Below are 17950 nucleotides of genomic sequence, written 5' to 3'. Positions count from 1 at the left end.
AAATACTACTCAAATCCGGATTTGAGTACCGCCCGGAGCGGAATTGCGGCAGATATAAAGCATTTTACAGTCTCTGTTTAACATCAAAAATTACTGGAGAATGTATTATTTTTTGAGACATGTATTTGTTTATATCTTCCTGATCATAGTTCCTGTAACAGTTGTTGCACAATCAAACACACTCGATAGCCAGATACAGGCGCTGGTGAATAAGGAGGCCGGGAAGATTGCTCCCGGAGGAGTGATACTACTCGCCAGAAATGATAGTATCATTTATTACCGGGCATTCGGTTATGATAATATCGCTACAAAACTGGAGATGGACCGGCAGCGCATTTTCCGGATAGGTTCCATCACCAAATCGTTTACGGCATTGGCAGTGCTTATGCTGATGGAAGAAGGGAAGATCCGGTTAATGGATTCCATTCAGCAATATATTCCGGATTTTCCGGTGAAAAATTATCCGGTGACAATAGCACATCTGCTTACAAATACTTCTGGTATTAAAAATTATTTTGAGATAGATAACCCCGCCAAAGCAAAACAACAATACATGCCCCGCGAAGGCATCGCCTATTTTGAAGAAGCACCACTTGAATTTGAACCAGGTACCCGGTATCAATACAGCAATTCCAATTACTACCTCCTGGGTTATATCATTGAAAAAGCAAGTGGCATGTCGTACGCCGATTTTATCCGTACCCGTATTTTTGATGCAGTGGGAATGCCACATTCCTGGTATGAGTCAGTAAACAATCCGCAGCAACATCTGGCAAAGGGATACACCAGAATGGATGGTAAACTGGAAGATGCCCGACTGCAGGAGATCTCTACAATATATGCTGCCGGTGGATTGCTATCGAATGCCGAAGATCTTCTCAAGTGGCATAAGGCACTGCTGAGCGGAAAGCTGATCAGCAGAAAAACGTTGAAGCAGGCGATGACACCTTTCCGGCTACGGAATGGAGAGCGCTCGGAATACGGCTACGGATGGTTTGTGGCTGATATCGATGGGGTACAAACTATTGAGCATAGTGGCGCTACAGATGGTTATCAGGCAGATCTGGTGTATATCCCTGAGAAGGACATTCGCCTGATCACCCTGTTTAATTGCTATGAAACCAGTAAATACTGGATAACGTTTACGAATGATCTGGCCCGTGTGGCGCTGGGCAAGCCGTTGGAAGATCATCTGCATTTATCGAAAGAAATGTTGCAGCAATATGTGGGTATTTACCGGCATGATGATCAGTGGAAGATGATTTTCACGATGAAAGGAGATGCATTGTATGTTCGTTGTCCTAAGGCTGGCATACCGGATGTAAAGTTGTATGCACAGAAGGAGAATTATTTCTATATAAAAGAGGCGCCGTTGAAGTTTGAGTTGACGAAGCTGCCGGATGGCGGGATGTTGCTGACGACTTATAATAATTCGGGGAAGGATGCGGAGTGGAAGAGGGAAGAATAAGGCACTGCCTTTGTCGGGCTACCTCAGCGGTAGAGACTCTTCGGCTGGTCCTGCAGTATTCAGTTCTTCCAGGGTCTGATCATTAGTGCCCCTGGTGGGAAACCAGCTTCGGCCCGATTTCCGGAATACATGTGAATGCAAGCCATATTTATGGCGGAGTTCATGTTCAATAGCTGCCGCTGTTCTGAAATACCCGATGTCCAGCCACCCCTGTGAACGGAAAGCAGTGATTTTTTCGAGCGGAGTATTCGGGGTAACCCGGTTACCGGGGATGGGTTTTTCTCCTCTTGTATGCGGCTTCTTAAAGAAAACTAACTGGAGCCTGGGATAAGCTGCATGAAATATTTCTTGTATTTCATGTACCGTGGTGGTATTGCTGAGGTAGATAGGCATATGAAATGATTTGAATTGATATAATAAAGTTACTGCAACGGACGGTGTTGAATAATGATCTGCGTCATATCAGCGTTTCAGGTGGAAATGATACTAATCAGGAAGTTGTTGTGTTCACGGAAAAGAAGGAACCCGAATCGTATCCATACTTACCTGGCAGCAAAGATGATATTCATTTTCTGCAGTAACGCAGGCCCGGACCAGCTGCCAACAACAATCATCCTTCTGATAGTAAAATATGGTTCCTGAATACTGCGGGCTCCGCTTAGCTGAAATGCAGCATTAAATCCACGTTTTTTTATTTCCTGTATCGCTCTCATGTTCCATTCTCCATAGGGATATGCAAAATAGTTGACGCTTTTTCCGGTGATTTTTTCCAGTGTGCTTTTAGGTTTGGTCAGCTGCTGCATCCAGTCGATATTATTGTTGATGAGAGGCTGATGATCCCAGGTATGACAACCAATGATATGACCGTCGTCCGATAGTGATCTTATCTGTGAAGAAGAGAGGTATCCGGGCTTTCCGATGGTGACCGTCATCACAAAGAAAACGCCCTTAAATCCTAAACTTTTTAGAACCGGCGCTGCCAGTGTAAAATGTTCCACATGAGAATCATCAAAGGTGATCATCACCGGCTTCGCGGGGAGCCGGCCCCTGCCATGCATCCATTGAAAAAGTTCGTCCGGGGATATGCTCTGATAACCATTGGCTGATAAGAAACGAAGCTGCTGTTCCAGTTTGTTGATGCTGATCCTTAATGGTCCGGGTTTCCCTTCGTTACCGGCAAAAATATTGTGATAACAGAGTATCGGAATTTCCGCTGATGAAAGTGTATCCTGACACAGCGCTTTGGTGTAAACGGTTATGCAGATAACGAGAAATAAAATCTTTTTCATCTTCATTGTATTACTTTACGCTACATCACTGGGATATTGTTTCTCCCGTACTATTTAAAGCAACTTTCATTTTATCTGTAAGATATTGTTATATAGATAGTTTGAGCATGATAAAGGTCAGCATATTTCGTGACTTTCATCAGCGAAGGAGCCTAATGTTCGTCATTTACCGATACCTTCTGTTGACCTAATTTTATGTTAAAGATGTCTGCTATGAAATCTGTTGTTACAGTAACCTTCAATCCTGCCATTGACAAAAGTACCAGGGTTCCGGCATTGGTTCCGGATAAGAAACTGAAATGCTCACCGCCGGTATTCGAACCTGGTGGCGGTGGGGTGAATGTAGCCAGGGCTATTATGAGGCTGGGGGGGCAGGCAACTGCTGTGTTTTTTGGAGGTGGTTATACCGGTCAGTTCTTCAATAAGCTGCTGATGGCAGAGCAGGTACCGGCTATTATGATGCCTATTGAGGCGCACACCCGGGAAAATTTGATAGTCATGGAAGAGGCTACACAGCAGCAGTTCCGTTTTGGCATGCCCGGTCCGCAAGTTACCTTAGAAGAATGGCAACGCGGCCTTGAAATACTGGACAAGGCAATGGATCAGGCGTCCTTTATTGTTGCAAGTGGGAGCCTTGCGCCTGGTATTCCGCAGGAAGCCTTTGAGAAAGTAGGACAAATGGCCGGAGAAAAAGGGATACGTTTTATTGTAGATACTTCCGGAGCAGCTTTACAGAGGGCCGTGCGCAGTGATGTGTACCTGCTCAAGCCCAATCTCGCCGAGCTGGCTACTTTGGCCGGTAAAGAAAAACTTAACGGCGATGAAGCGGTAGTCGTTGCAAAAGCTATAATAGCCGCCGGTAATTGCAGGTATATTGTATTATCATTGGGAGCCGGGGGCGCTATGTTAGTAACGGCAGAACAGGTAATGCACTTCCCCGCACCAGTAGTGAAGCGGCTTAGTACCGTAGGAGCAGGCGATAGCATGGTGGCAGGCATAGTGTTGCAGTTGACTCAGGGCGCCGATATTGCAACAGCAGTGAAATTTGGCGTAGCCTGCGGCACTGCGGCTACGATGAACCCGGGTACGGAGCTTTGCCACCTGCAGGATGTACTGGATCTTTATCAGAGCATCCCCTGAGCACTATAAATTTTTCCTGTTGGATTTTTCTTTTTTATACTAACTTAATCCCCGGTAAATGCTCCAAAAGCCAGGAGGTACAAGAAAAGATTACGAGAATCTCAGTGAACGTTTGTAGTTTTTTTAATGATCCTTAATATTCCGGTAATAAATAGTTCTGATTTTTGTACCTCATATCGTCATGAGTCAACTAGGAGTGGAATGTATATCTAAAATAAAAGACGGCGATGCCACTGCGTTTCAGGAGCTGTTCTATGCATACAAAGACGCGCTTTTCGGATATGCCTGTAAGCTGTGCCGCTCGCCGGAAATGGCTGAGGAAGCCGTGCAGGAGGTATTCATGAAGGTATGGATCAACAGACAGCAACTCGATCCTGCTCTTTCCATCCGGGCCTATATGTATACGGCTGTAAGGCACTGTGTTTTCAATATCCTGAAAAAAGCTGCGCTGGACGAGGATCTGCGGCAATCTGTTTTTCGCCATCAACCTGTAGCTGCCAATACCACTGAAGATGATGTAAATACTGCCGAACTGCAGCGGGTGAAAAGCAAAGTACTGGACATGCTGCCTCCGCAACGTAAGCTTATATTCTGTCTCAGCCGCATTGAAGGCCTTTCTCATGAAGAAATAGCCCTTCGCCTGGGTATCTCCAAAAATACGGTAAAGGATCAGATCGTCAAGGCCAGCCGCTTTCTCCGTCAGCAACTGCACACCCACCAGGTATTTTTCTGGTTGTTTATCTGGTTCCTGGAAAATAAATGATTACTCCCCAAAAAAAATTATTTTCCCGGATCGTCCTTTTCTATTTTTCAATTGTATCATATAATAAAGCATAACTGATGCACCCGGACCCGGCATATATGAAAGCGTTGTTTATTAAGCATGCGAATGGCTCTATTACTCCCGAGGAAACAGCCGAGTTAATTGCGTTTCTTCAACACGGGGGCAGTGAAGACATATTACCGCTGCCTGATGAAATAGATGATTTGCCGGCTTCGGACATGGATGCGGCTACCACAGCGCGGGTAGCTCAGCAGCTGTCTGTATTAACGGCGCCCCGGCCGGTACAACGCCGTATCCTGTTGCGCCGGATCGTTGCTGTTACTGCCGCCGCGGCAGCAGTAGTTGCTGCAGTTGTATTGCTCTATCTCCCTCGTAAACATCAGCCATCGCTGGCAGCTGTGTCTACCGGCTACGGGCTCATGAAAGAGGTGGTACTGCCGGATGGTACTGCCGTTACCCTGAATGCCAATTCCACGCTGCAATACGATAGTATTGGCTGGAACCCCGGTGCCAGGGAAGTGTGGATAACCGGCCAGGCCTTTTTTAACGTAGCACCCGATGCAGCAGGTAAATTTATGGTACATGCAGGCGATAAGCTCAGCGTGCAGGTACTGGGTACCCGCTTCAACGTCGCGGCCCGCACCGGACACGCACAGGTAGTGCTGAACAGCGGCAAGGTGAAGGTAAGCGTGCCCGATAACGGAAACGAACACACGATGACGCTGCAGCCGGGAGAAATGGCTTCCTATAATCCAGGCAACGGACAGCTAACACGACAAACGGTTGATACGCTGCAATTAACCTGCTGGAAAGACAATCAGAAGGTATTCCGCAACGCTACCCTGGCTGAAGTTGCCGATTTTATCGGGGAACAGTTTGGTACAAAGGTTACGTTTGCCAACGCCGAGTTGTCGCAATTACAATTCACCGGCGCTACTCCGGCTAACGACCTGGACATGCTGCTGAATATTCTTACCAAATCTCTTGATATCAAAATCAATAAACACAACAACCAGGTAATAATTATGCTGGCCAGGTAATTATTGCCGCTCAAACGAACCCGGGAATTTTATTAAAACGCATTATTATGCAACGAAAGCTACTTATTCATCATAAGGTAGTAGGGATCTTATTGTGCCTGATGACCACGGCGCCACTTATTACACCCGCCCAGGACGTCATGGCGAAAGGAACTGCCAGACAACAGATACGCGAAACATATCAGTTGTCGGAGGTCTTCCCTGTACTGGAAAATATTCATAAAGTCAGATTTAGCTATAGCAGCAATATTCTCAATGGAAAATCTGTCAGCGCACAGGTATTCAAAAGAATGGAACAGGCTGATATCAATACAGAACTGCCGGCACTGTTGCGTCCTTACGGGCTTACCTGCGAGCCTATACAGGGCAATTATTACGCAGTGAAAGTGCTGCCCGCTACCGGTCAGGCTCAAATGCAAATTACCGTTAAAGGCGCCGTTACCGATGCAAAAGATAATAGCCCGCTACCGGGCGCTATCATCAGCGTTGTGGGCAAAACCAAAGGCGTGAATTCCAATGAAACAGGTCGTTATACCTTAACCGGCATCGGGGAAGGCGATGTACTCCGTTTCTCCCTGGTAGGATATAAACCGCAGGAAGTGCCCGTTAACGGTCGCACACAGATAGATGTAGCATTACAACAGGATGTCTCCGGTCTGAACGAAGTAGTAGTTACCGCCCTCGGTATCCAGAAAGAGAAAAAATCGTTGGGATATGCTGTGCAAACAGTGAAGGGCGATAACATGACCAAAGCCCGGGAACCCAACCTGATAGGCTCTCTCACTGGTCGTGTAGCCGGCCTAGTTATACGCAACTCCACCGACATGTTCCGTGATGCTACTATTCAGTTGCGCGGTGCGAAACCATTGATCGTTATAGATGGTATCCCCGATCAGACCGCCGATATGTGGAAGATCAATCCCGATGATGTGGAAAGCATCAACGTGCTCAAAGGTACCTCCGCTTCTGCCTTATATGGTTCTATCGGCCAGTTCGGTGCATTGATGATCACTACCAAAAGAGGAAAAGGAAAAGATCTGGCGGTGGATGTTAACTCTTCTACTATGTTCCAGCCTTCGTTTATCCGTATACCGAATGTGCAGACCACGTATGGTAACGGCGCCAAAGGTAAATACGCTTATGTAGACGGTTCCGGTGGCGGCACGGAAGGCTCCGGTTGGATATGGGGCCCGAAGCTGGATCAGAAAGATCCTTCTACACCAAGTGGCTACTGGGAAACACCTCAATACAATAGTCCCACAGATCCGAATACCGGCAAGCTGGTGCCATTGCCCTGGGTGTCGCGGGGAAGAAATAACGTACATAACTTCTTCAGAACCGGCATCGTGTCCACTAATAGCCTGAGCATCACTAAATCCAGCGATAAAGGTAATTTCAGGGCTTCCGCCTCGCACATATATCAGCAGGGTGTTGTACCCAATACACAGCTCAATAACAGCTCTTTCAGTATCGCCGGTAATTACAATCTCACCGACAGGCTCAATGTAGATGCCCGTATTACCTACAACAGGCAATATTCTGATAACTATCCAACCATCGGATATGGTCCTACCAACTATCTCTACAACCTGGTACTGTGGACTGGCTCCGACGTGGATATCCGCGACCTCCGCAACTACTGGCAGCCCGGAAAGGAGAAATTGCAGCAACGCAACTACAACACCTCCTGGTATAACAACCCTTACTTCCAGGCCTATGAGTTGCTGACAGGATATTACAAGAACAATACTTTCGGCTCCATGACACTGGACTATAAGATCAATCGCGACTTCAGCGTTAAACTGCGTTCCGGTGTAAATGCATACGGATTAAGTGAAGACACGAAAGAACCAGCCAGCTACATTGGTTACAGCAGCAAGTCCCGGGGAAATTACTTCGCCAGCTCACGTAACTACTTCGATATTGTTACAGACCTGATTGGTCGCTATGAGCATACCTTCAGTAAGAACTTCGCTGTTCATGCCGAAGTAGGAGGGTCCAATTATTATCGCAACGATAAATCCCAGAAGAGCAATACAGACGGCCTGACCATCCCAGGGTTTTACAACCTGAGTAATTCTGCTAACCCCATTCAGGGAATTAATACTATTGAAGAAAGAAGAACCGGCAGTATCTATGGATTTGTAGACATGGAATTTTTAGGCGCATTCTATCTGTCAGTGACAGGCCGTAATGATAAGATTTCCACGCTGCCTATCACCAACAACTCGTTCTTCTATCCATCTGTATCAGGATCGGTAGTATTATCCGAACTGCTGAAAATGCCGTCATGGCTGACTTATCTGAAAGTCAGAGGTTCCGGTTCAAAGGTATCGAGTGGTCTGTTGCCGATTGTAAGCGATGATTACTCCTACGCCCACTTATCTACCTACGACAGGGGCATTAAATGGAATGGTACTCCTTCGCTGACTTTCAGCGATCTGCTGCGCAATCCAAATATCCGTCCACAAGGAACCAACTCCTGGGAAACCGGGGTGGAAACCAAACTGTTTGGTAACCGTGTTGGTCTTGATGTAACATATTTCAGGGCCAGGGATTATGACAATATTGTAAAATTGCCTGTGTCTAACAGCAGTGGTTACAACTACTATCTGGTAAACGGCAACGTTTTCCTGCGCACCGGCTGGGAGTTTATGTTAACTGGAACGCCTGTACGTAGTAATAATTTCCAGTGGGATGTAATGGTCAACTTCAGTAAGTATAAACGCATACTGAAGGAGATCTATAACAATGAGCCGGATCTGAACAGAATCAAGGTGGGAGAACGGATGGACAGGATATTTGATAATGTTTATGAGCGCGATCCATCAGGAAATATCGTATATGAAAGCAATGGTTTTCCCAAGAGCGATCCTTTCCAGCGTTACATCGGAAACTCCGATCCCGACTGGACCTATGGTATGGAGAATACCGTTAGGTACAAGCAGTTCACGCTCCGGTTCCTGGTAGATGGACGTATCGGCGGTTTGATGTACTCGATGACCAACGCCAAAATGTGGTGGGGTGGTACGCATCCTGGTACTGTGAATTCCTTCAGAGAAGACGCTAATGCTGGTAAAAATACCTACGTAGGTCCGGGTGTAGTGGTCACTTCCGGCGACATCCAATACGATGCTGATGGCAAGATCGTTTCCGACACACGTAAGTTTGCATCCAATACCAAGGCAGTGAACTACATCGATTATATGATCAACACCAGCAACGCCGCAAACACTAATTACAATTATTATTCTCAAACCTTCCTGAAGCTGCGCGAAGTGAACTTCACCTGGCAACTGCCAGGTAAATGGACCAGCAGAACCTTTATCAGGGATGCTTCTATATCACTCGTTGGCCGTAATCTGTTGCTGTTTTCCAAATTGCCTAACGTTGATCCCGATACCGGGAAAGATGAGCTGCAAACGCCTTCTTCCCGTAGCATGGGCTTCAACCTGAATTTAAAGTTCTAATCTTTGTATCATGCGAAAATTATCACTTGCCATATTTTGCTTACTGCTGCTTGCGTTCAGCAGCTGCAAGAAGTTTGAATACTTCCAGACAGACCCAAACAAGCCCACACAGGCTCCGCCCGAACTGTTGCTGACAGGAATAGAAACAGTGACCTTCAAAGATATCAGTACCTCGGCAGCATTTGCCTCCCGTTACCTGGTTAATACCGATGGGATAGACGCATCTCAGTATTACAACTGGCAGCGGTCAGATTTTAGTGATTACAGTAATCTGCGGCAGGTACTGAAGATGGAAGAAGAGGCCACCCGGATGAATCAGCCTGCATATCTTGCCCTCGGTAAATTCTTCCGTGCCTGGTTCTTCATGAGACTAACGCTGGCGTTTGGGGATATTCCTTACAGCGAAGCGTTGAAAGGATCCAGCGAGATGTTTACCCCAGTATATGACCGGCAGGAAGACATCTTCCTCCATATCCTGGATGACCTCAAAGGCGCTGGTGATCAGCTTGCTGCTGCTGGCGATATCCGGGGAGATGTTATTTATGGCGGCAAAAAAGATCAGTGGATACGTCTGATCAATAGCTTTTCCCTGCGGGTGCTGATGAGCCTCTCGCAGAAAGAAGGCAACACCAGGCTGAAAGTAAAAGAGCGTTTTGCAGAAATTGTAAATAATCCCACTAAATACCCGTTGATGACTGGTAACAGCGATAACGGACAGCTCGTATTTGCAGACCTGCAGGACAATCGCTATCCTTATTATAACAACAACAGTATGCAAACCGCCTTCTATATGGAGGGGAATTTTGTAAACCTGTTGAAAGGATTAAAAGATCCAAGGCTTTTCCGTTATGCACAGAAAGCCGGTAAATATGCTTCTCAGCCCGACAACGATTTTACTGCCTATGGTGGTGCAAAAGGCAGCGCTACGATCGATGAGAACAATAGCCTTGTAGTAACTGGTGAAGTGTCAAAAATAGCGAAGCGGTATTACAATGATCCGGTGAATGAACCTGGTGTGGTATTAGGATACCCGGAGCTTCAGTTTATACTGGCTGAAGCAGTGGTGCGTGGCTGGATTAGCGGCGATGCGGCAGACTATTACCGGAAAGGTATACAGGCTTCCATGGAGTTTTTTAAAGTTGCGCCTGCTGACATAACAGCGTATCTTTCGCAGCCGGTGGTACAGCTGGTGCCAGGACAGGAACTAATAAGCATCTTCAATCAAAAGTATATCAGCTTCTTCATGAATTCCGGCTGGCAGATGTTTTATGAACAGCGTCGTACCGGGATGCCTGTATTTGATGTTTCCGGCAACGGTGTGCTGAATGATAAAAAGGTTCCCAAACGCTGGATGTACCCCAGTGGAGAACTACTGTACAACAGACAACATGTGAGTGATGCCATCGCCCGTCAGTATCCTCAGGGAGATAATATCAATGGCGTGATGTGGTTATTGGTAAAAGAGTAGTAAAACGTGATCTATGTTAAAAACAATTATCCTGTCTGTCGGTATCTTTTCCTGCACCACACTAATGGCGCAGCAAAAAAAGAAGACCCTCTTTGTTATTGCAGATGGTATACCGGCGGATGTTATTGAAAAACAATCTACCCCACATCTGCACAACATTGCTAAAGTAGGAGGTTATACCCGTGCCTATGTGGGAGGAGAGAAAGATGGTTATTCGCAAACACCCACCATCTCTGCAGTAGGCTATAATAGCCTGTTGACAGGCACCTGGGTGAATAAACACAACGTATGGGACAACGATATTGCTGCGCAGAATTATAGCTATAGCAGCATCTTCCGGTTTTTCAAACAGGCTTATCCACAAAAGAAAACGGCTATTTTCTCCTCCTGGCTCGACAATCGCACCAAGCTGGTAGGTGACGGTCTGCCGCAAACCGGTAACCTGAAAATCGATCATCATGTAGACGGGCTGGAGATAGACACCGTGAGGTTTCCGCATGACAAAGACAGATGGTATATGCACCTGCTTGACGAAGAAGTAACGAACCAGGCAGTTGATTATGTTCGTAAAGAAGCACCGGACCTGACATGGGTGTATCTGGAATATACGGACGATATGGGCCATCGTTATGGTGATAGTGAACAGTTCTATGCCGCTGTTAAAATGATGGATGATCAGGTAGGCCGCATCTGGGATGCATTGGAGTACCGCCGGAAAAATTTCGGTGAAGACTGGCAGATTTTCATCACTACAGATCATGGCCGAACTGCTAAAGATGGTCGCGGTCATGGTGGGCAGTCTGATCGTGAACGCACCACCTGGATCGTTACCAATGCCTCCGGCCTGAACGACTATTTTAAAACCGGGCAGCCGGGTGTTGTGGACATACTACCTACCATCGCTCGTTTTATGAAGATACCATTGCCATTGGATGACAGCCGTGAGCTGGATGGGGTGCCGCTTACCGGCAAAATATCGCTGACCCGGCCTGGTGCAGTGTTGGATAATGGTTCGCTGAAACTTTCCTGGAAGGCCTGTGAAAGGAAAGGTAATGTGAAGATCTGGGTGACTACTACCAATAATTTTAAGACCGGTGGAAAGGATCAATATCAGCTGATGGGAGAGGTGCCACTGCAGCAGGAACATGCAGAGGTAAGTGTTAAGGAGCTGCCGTCAGGGTTTTATAAAGTGGTATTGGAAGGAGCGGATAATGTGGTGAATAGATGGGTAGGGAAAGAAGGGTAGAGGATTGGATATAAGTGGATTTCTTTCCGATGTCCGCAGGTTTAAAGAAGATGAATAAATCAAAAAGGCATCGACGGGAGTTGATGCCTTTTGATTTATTGAGACGCCAATTTTATTTGTACTTGATGTATTCTCTTTGTTGGTTGAGATTCAGTGTATTATATGGCATTTAGTGCTATGTGTTATCGTTGTTTTTATTCTAAATACAGGTTTTGCCATATGATTTTTTTTTGCTAATTTTATTAGGATTTTGAGTTTCAAAGAAATTAATAATGACTGCGTTAGAGCGAGAAATAGCTATTCAGGAAAGAAAGTTTGCTACGACAATTGAGCAGATCAGGAATCGTAATTTCATGAGAGATCTGCCATTCCTGATTTTATCAGATAAGCTCCCTGAGGGCCAGGGTTTTTATGAGTATGCTGACGGGCACATAGAGATCCAGGAAGTTTATACTATCGGTGCGGATATTGAAACGAGGTTTATTCGTACTTTATCTGAAATAGAGGCGAAGGAAGTACGTGAAGACTTTAAGCTGAAAAATGGATTATTCTAAACCAACATTGCTTGTTATCTCCGGCCCCAATGGTGCGGGAAAATCTACCCACATAGAATCCATGCTACCGGAACTGTTTAATGGTGTCCCCCCTTTTGATAGAGATTTAACCCGTACCATGTTTGAGAAAGAGCTTCAGGGGAGAGGATTAGCTCCGGAAGAAATTAGTAGTCAGTCATCTTCAATGATGGAAGAGTATCTTTCAACAAAGATTAATGAGGCCATCGCCAATAAACACCCCTTCGTTTTGGAAACTCCGTTATCTCATCCCGATTACTGGAGATATCTTGATCGTTTTGAGAAACACGGCTATCAGATTCAACTGAATTACCTGTGTCTGGATAGTGTATTGCATTGTGAGCAGCGGGTAAAGCAAAGAGTGCGGGAAGGTGGTCATGCTGTGGATGCCAGGACAATTAAAGGGGTTTATGAACAGAATTTGAAATTTATCAATGATTATTGGGATACATTCAATGTAATTTGTTTGTATGACGGAATGGCTAAGCCAACCTTATTAGTTAAGCTGGAAAATAAGAAAGTAGTAATGGCTGATAAGAATGCGCTGAAAAAAAGATGGTTGAAGAAGGGATTGACGGAGATTGCCAGGCTGATTTTGGAAGATGGAATTGATAAGGATTAACCCCCACTCTACTATTTACAGAAAACCCCCATCCCCCCGCTTTTAACACGAGTTTAACACTCTGCCACTCATCCCGGGTAGGAAGATGCCCTTGCCATGTGTTTTACTGTCATAAGTAACGGTTACCCAACCAATATTAAATAACTAATCAAAAAACAATTTTATGAAGCGTAGGTTAATTTTTTCAACAGTGCTGGCGGCTGCTATTGCTATGATTTCGGTGGCAGATGTTACGGCTCAGTCAAAAGAGCAGCGTAAAAATGAACAACATAAACAGGATACAAGCCACAAATTATCCGGAAAAACAATAGCGCCGGCATCTAAAGCATGGCCCAAAACGGATACTGCAAAAAAGGGGAATAAAAAATATTAATGTCACTGCAAGACAGCCGGCTATAATATTCTATAAGGTTCAAAAAAGTGTTAATTAGGTCTCCTGCCTTCGCAGGAGGCTTTTTATGTATGTTGTTCAACGGTGGCTCCGGTCCTGTTATTCGGGAAATAGAGGGAATCAACATAATTCCCGTTTCTAGTGTAGATATAGGGCCGGTGATGCGTGCCGGGAGCCGCGTTAAGATATTGTAGTATATATTAAATTTTTTCTTGTGCGTGCAGATGCTCTTTATGAACAGTTCCGGCTGGTGTTCGAAAAATTCTATAACCCGCTTTGCAGGTATGCCAACAGTTTCGTGAAAGAACCGAACATCTGTGAAGATATCGTGCAGGAAGTTTTTATCAGGATATGGGAAACACGTAAGGATCTGATAGCCTCTGACAATGTGCGGTTCTATCTTTTTACGGCAGTGCGCAATAACTGCCTTACCTACCTCAGAAGGGAACAGAAACATGTTGTTTACAGCCTTTCTGATCTGGATACCGAAGACGAGGATGTCACGGATACCGCGCCGTGGACAGGAGATCCGATTAATTACCATGCCCTGCTGGGGCAGGCCATTGCGCAACTACCTCCCAAATGCAAAGAGGTATTCCTGCTGTGCCGGATGGGAGAGCTGAGCAATCAGCAGGCAGCCGATAGCCTGGGCATATCCGTGAAAACAGTGAACAACCAGTTGTGGAAGGCATTGAAACTGCTGAAAACTTTTGTGAGTAATGCAAAGTGTTTACTATTATTTTTTTTGTAAACAGATAGGAATATTAAGGATGATTATGTTTTGATAAGTAGGAGGGATACGGAAATTATGATTGTATTACCTGATACCATAAAAGAGATTGTTGTAAACAAACTATCAGGCAGCATTACTCCGGAAGAGGAAAAAATGCTGGAAGAATGGCGTTTACAGAGCGATGCGCACGATCAGGAACTGATCCGCTACAATGCATTGTGGGCTGCCAGCGGTGCAGCCCGGCTGCAATCAGACTTTGATACGGCAACTGCCTGGCTGCGCATGGACCAGCAACTGCGAAGCAGAGGTGCTGTTGCGGATACCGGCATGCAGATGCCTCGCCGCATGAAAGTGATCCGAAGATATGTAAAACCAGCTATGGTTGCAGCAGTGGCGGCTGTTGTAATACTCATTGGCTGGTTTTTGCTCCATAAGCCGGATACAAAAATACCAGCAGAAGTGGTCTCCGCCGGAAAAAACAATATATACATACGTTTGCCCGACAGTTCACTGGTATTGCTCCGAAAAGGAGGTACTATCAGCTACAACGCCGCTTTCGGACGTAAAAACAGGCAGATAGTATTAACCGGAGATGCACTCTTCGAGATCTCAAATAATGACAGGCTGCCTTTCAATGTGCAAACAGAAAGGTCATTGGTCAAAGTATTGGGAACATCATTTGTGATCAGCACAATAGCGCAGAACGACCGTGTAGTGGTCATGACAGGAAAGGTCCTGTTTTCTATGAAGGCCGCACCGGAAAATCATTGTATTGTTGCTGCACAGGAAGAAGTCACGTGTACCGGAGGGAATTTTGAAAAAAGAAATGTGAGTGACGATAACTATTTATCGTGGAAAACAAATGTGCTTACGTTCAATGATACTCCCCTGGAAAAAGCAGTGGCTGATATCTCATCTTATTACCGTATTACCGTCAAACTGGGAGATGCGCTGAAGGGCAAGACAATAAGAGTTACTTCCAGTTTCCGGGGACAGCCATTGCAGGAAGTGCTGGATGAAATCACTGCCATCACAGGCTTGCATTATCGCAAGATAGAAAACACTGTAGTTATTTACTGAAAAAACATATTTATTTAAGCGAATCACTGAATGTGAGTGGCCACCCCGCTACGATATCATAATGCAGGACTGAAAATATTTTTATCATTGATGATCCTTGTCACCGGCTTCCACACTGCGTTTTCGCAGGACGGGTTGCTGGAAAGGAGATTTATGTGCTATACTGCACGCGGTACCGCACCTTTTCTGTTGAGGAAAGTGAGTACTTACAGTAATGTAGTCATTGAATATGCAGGAACGTATCTTGAAGGAGGCAGTACAATGCAGCTCAGAGAAGGCGTAACAACATTGGGAAATGTGTTGAATGGCCTGCTGGCAGGCAAAAGAGTGAGAGTAACAGAAAGGAATGGGAAGATAGTACTGATTCCTTCTGACATAGTATTGGCGCTGCCAAAACCAGTTGATCAATATACCCTGTTTGGATATACAAAAGAAGAGAACAGCCTGGAACCCTTGCCCTATGCAGTGATAATAGATCTTGAAACTGGTCAGGCAGCGCAATCGAACATGTTTGGATACTACAGCATTTGCCTTACCCGCGGACTGCATCACCTGAGGATAACACATACCGGGCACCCTGCAAAGGTGTTGGAAGTGTTGGTTGCCGGCGCTGCAAGAAGAGATTTTACCCTGAATCCTGCGGTATTGCGGGAAGTGAAAGTAACACCCGGTTATATACTGCCAAAAGATGGTGGTTCCAATGTAGATAAATATCTTTCTGCCGCCTATAATAATTTCCTGGGAGAGAGCGATCCGGTGAGATCATTGTACCTGATGCCGGGAAATGTTGAATCAGAGGATGCTATGGGCAGGCTGATGGTACGCGGTGGAGATCCGGAACAGAGTGTATTCCTGCTGGATGGAAACCAGGTGTTCAATCCCACGCATGTGCTGGGGGAGATATCTATTATCAGCGAAAGCTCCCTGAAATCGATCCGGCAATTTAAGAATGATTTCCCTGCACGCTTTGATGGAGCACTGTCATCAGTGACGGAAGTGAATACCAAAGATGGCAATATGTACAAATGGAGTGGACAACTGAATACGGGTTTACTGGCCGCCGCTGCTGTTGTAGAAGGCCCCTTGCAGAAAGGACGTACTGCGATGATGGCATCTTTCAGACGCAGCTGGTCCGACCCACTGTTGAATATACTCGACAGCAACTACCGGTTACGGTTCTACGATATTCACTTCAAAATCACCCATCTGTTTAATAGTAATGATAAATTGATGTTCAGTGGATATATAGGCAATGATCGTTTACAACTCAGGCAGACGGAATCACAGAATCTACAGGTTTGGGGAAACAGACTGGCTACCATCAACTGGAGCCATGTGGTGAATTCACATGTGTTTATGAACACAACAGTGAATGTAAGTAATTATCACAACCTTGCAGGTTTTAAATTACTGAATGTTGACACGGTAACTGGTGTGACAAAAAGATCAAGGGCCTACAACAACTATGCATCCATTGAAAGATATGAAGCAAAAACACAGTTCGAGATCAATACATCTGCCAATACACAATTCCGTTTTGGCGGCAAGCTATTGCATACAGTCATCCGCCCTTTTGATACAAATATGTCTTCGGAATTGCAGGAAGAAGTGGATAATAACACACCGATGAAGCCGCTGCCATTCACGGAAATGTCGGTGTACTATGAAAATGAAATCAGGCCGGTACGCCAGCTGCTGATCCGGCCAGGAATGAATGTCAGTTTTTACAGATTCAGGGATTATCACTACAACTCTTTTCAGCCCAGGTTATTTGCAGCATATGGTATCGGGAAATCTCAGCACCTTACTTTTTCTTATACGAGAATGGTGCAATACCTGCACCAGGTAACAAGCCCCGGTCTTGGTATCAATCGCGAGATATGGGTGCCCAGTACAGACCTGCTGCGGCCTGCTGAAGGTGATATGTTCAATCTTGGTTATAATTTCAATAATGGTAAAGGAGTTTCATTGGCGGCAGATCTATACTATCGGAAAATGAATAACATTACCAATATTGCTGATAACGTGGATTTTTTTTATGATGAAGATAATTGGGAACAGGACATCGCTACCGGCAAAGGTTGGAGCTATGGTACAGAATTGCTCGCAGGAAAAAGAATGAAGAAGTGGGGAGTCCAGCTTTCTTATGCATTGGCATGGAGCTGGCGGCAGTTTGAAGAGGTAAATGAGGGCCGGAAGTTTCCCTTTCGTTATGACAGACGGCATAATCTTAGCCTGGCAGCCAATTACCAGCCGGATAAACATTGGGACTTCGCAATGATATGGCGTTTCAGCACAGGAGATTGGATACCGCCGCAGGTTGACATACTGCCCGGAGGCGATGAAAGCAGACCTCAATCAAGCATGAAACTTCCCTTTTACGACCACCGTTCTCCATCGCATTTCCGGCTTAACTATAATATGAATTACTATTTCAATACAGGTAGATTGAAACATAAGATATCAGGCGGACTGTATAATGTTATTCAGTCAAAGGATAAGTACCTGAATGATATAAGGAATGCAGACAATAGCGATTTTGCCCCGACAGATAATCATCTGTTTAACCCGACATATTATCTTTCATATACGCTTAATTTCTGACTATCTCTTTATACCCCAAAAAAATACTGTCAACCGGCGTAGG

Annotated in this window: 15 protein-coding genes; 13 read left to right on the top strand and 2 right to left on the bottom strand. The window is 45.5% G+C overall.

What is annotated here, in order from left to right; translation table 11 throughout:
• The first annotated feature begins 100 nt into the window (after window positions 1-100).
• Window positions 101-1468, top strand: coding sequence for a serine hydrolase domain-containing protein (locus UNH61_RS21940; RefSeq protein ID WP_326994149.1), 1368 nt, complete (start codon window positions 101-103; stop codon window positions 1466-1468).
• An 18-nt stretch (window positions 1469-1486) separates the two neighbouring features.
• Here UNH61_RS21940 and UNH61_RS21935 read toward each other — a convergent pair whose 3' ends face one another.
• On the bottom strand, window positions 1487-1861 hold the full coding sequence (locus UNH61_RS21935) for a hypothetical protein (RefSeq protein ID WP_326994148.1): 375 nt from the start codon (window positions 1859-1861) through the stop codon (window positions 1487-1489).
• 149 nt (window positions 1862-2010) lie between these two features.
• Window positions 2011-2757 (bottom strand): polysaccharide deacetylase family protein, encoded by a 747-nt coding sequence (locus UNH61_RS21930; protein WP_326994147.1) that lies wholly within the window; start codon window positions 2755-2757, stop codon window positions 2011-2013.
• Between the two features lie 213 nt (window positions 2758-2970).
• Here UNH61_RS21930 and UNH61_RS21925 point away from each other — a divergent pair, with 213 nt between their 5' ends.
• From UNH61_RS21925 to UNH61_RS21870, 12 genes are all read left to right on the top strand, one after another.
• Window positions 2971-3897, top strand: coding sequence for a 1-phosphofructokinase family hexose kinase (locus tag UNH61_RS21925; RefSeq protein WP_326994146.1), 927 nt, complete (start codon window positions 2971-2973; stop codon window positions 3895-3897).
• A 181-nt stretch (window positions 3898-4078) separates the two neighbouring features.
• Window positions 4079-4660 (top strand): RNA polymerase sigma-70 factor, encoded by a 582-nt coding sequence (locus UNH61_RS21920; RefSeq protein WP_326994145.1) that lies wholly within the window; start codon window positions 4079-4081, stop codon window positions 4658-4660.
• Between the two features lie 77 nt (window positions 4661-4737).
• Window positions 4738-5721: a FecR domain-containing protein gene (locus UNH61_RS21915; protein WP_326994144.1), complete on the top strand. Its 984-nt coding sequence runs from the start codon at window positions 4738-4740 to the stop codon at window positions 5719-5721.
• 47 nt (window positions 5722-5768) lie between these two features.
• Window positions 5769-9191 carry a SusC/RagA family TonB-linked outer membrane protein gene (locus UNH61_RS21910; RefSeq protein ID WP_326994143.1) on the top strand — a complete coding sequence of 1141 codons (3423 nt, stop codon included), beginning with the start codon at window positions 5769-5771 and terminating at the stop codon, window positions 9189-9191.
• 10 nt (window positions 9192-9201) lie between these two features.
• On the top strand, window positions 9202-10659 hold the full coding sequence (locus UNH61_RS21905; RefSeq protein ID WP_326994142.1) for a SusD/RagB family nutrient-binding outer membrane lipoprotein: 1458 nt from the start codon (window positions 9202-9204) through the stop codon (window positions 10657-10659).
• A gap of 13 nt (window positions 10660-10672) precedes the next feature.
• Entirely contained in the window at window positions 10673-11905 is a 1233-nt protein-coding gene (locus tag UNH61_RS21900) for an alkaline phosphatase family protein (RefSeq protein ID WP_326994141.1), read from the top strand.
• Window positions 11906-12177: 272 nt separating this feature from the next.
• Window positions 12178-12459, top strand: coding sequence for a hypothetical protein (locus tag UNH61_RS21895; protein ID WP_326994140.1), 282 nt, complete (start codon window positions 12178-12180; stop codon window positions 12457-12459).
• Complete coding sequence (locus UNH61_RS21890) at window positions 12446-13099, top strand: zeta toxin family protein (RefSeq protein WP_326994139.1); 654 nt, start codon at window positions 12446-12448, stop codon at window positions 13097-13099. Before UNH61_RS21895 ends, UNH61_RS21890 begins: the two co-directional genes overlap by 14 nt.
• A 163-nt stretch (window positions 13100-13262) precedes the next feature.
• Entirely contained in the window at window positions 13263-13472 is a 210-nt protein-coding gene (locus tag UNH61_RS21885) for a hypothetical protein (protein ID WP_326994138.1), read from the top strand.
• Between the two features lie 232 nt (window positions 13473-13704).
• On the top strand, window positions 13705-14241 hold the full coding sequence (locus UNH61_RS21880; RefSeq protein ID WP_326994137.1) for an RNA polymerase sigma-70 factor: 537 nt from the start codon (window positions 13705-13707) through the stop codon (window positions 14239-14241).
• Window positions 14242-14298: 57 nt separating this feature from the next.
• Entirely contained in the window at window positions 14299-15303 is a 1005-nt protein-coding gene (locus UNH61_RS21875) for a FecR domain-containing protein (protein ID WP_326994136.1), read from the top strand.
• A gap of 87 nt (window positions 15304-15390) precedes the next feature.
• A complete protein-coding gene (locus tag UNH61_RS21870) occupies window positions 15391-17907 on the top strand; it encodes a TonB-dependent receptor (RefSeq protein WP_326994135.1) in 2517 nt (838 codons plus the stop codon).
• Window positions 17908-17950: the final 43 nt, after the last annotated feature.

Source organism: Chitinophaga sp. 180180018-3, from assembly GCF_037893185.1.
Classification (GTDB): Bacteria; Bacteroidota; Bacteroidia; order Chitinophagales; family Chitinophagaceae; genus Chitinophaga.
Note: the sequence above shows the minus strand (reverse complement) of the source record. Positions and strands in the feature narration are given on the sequence as shown.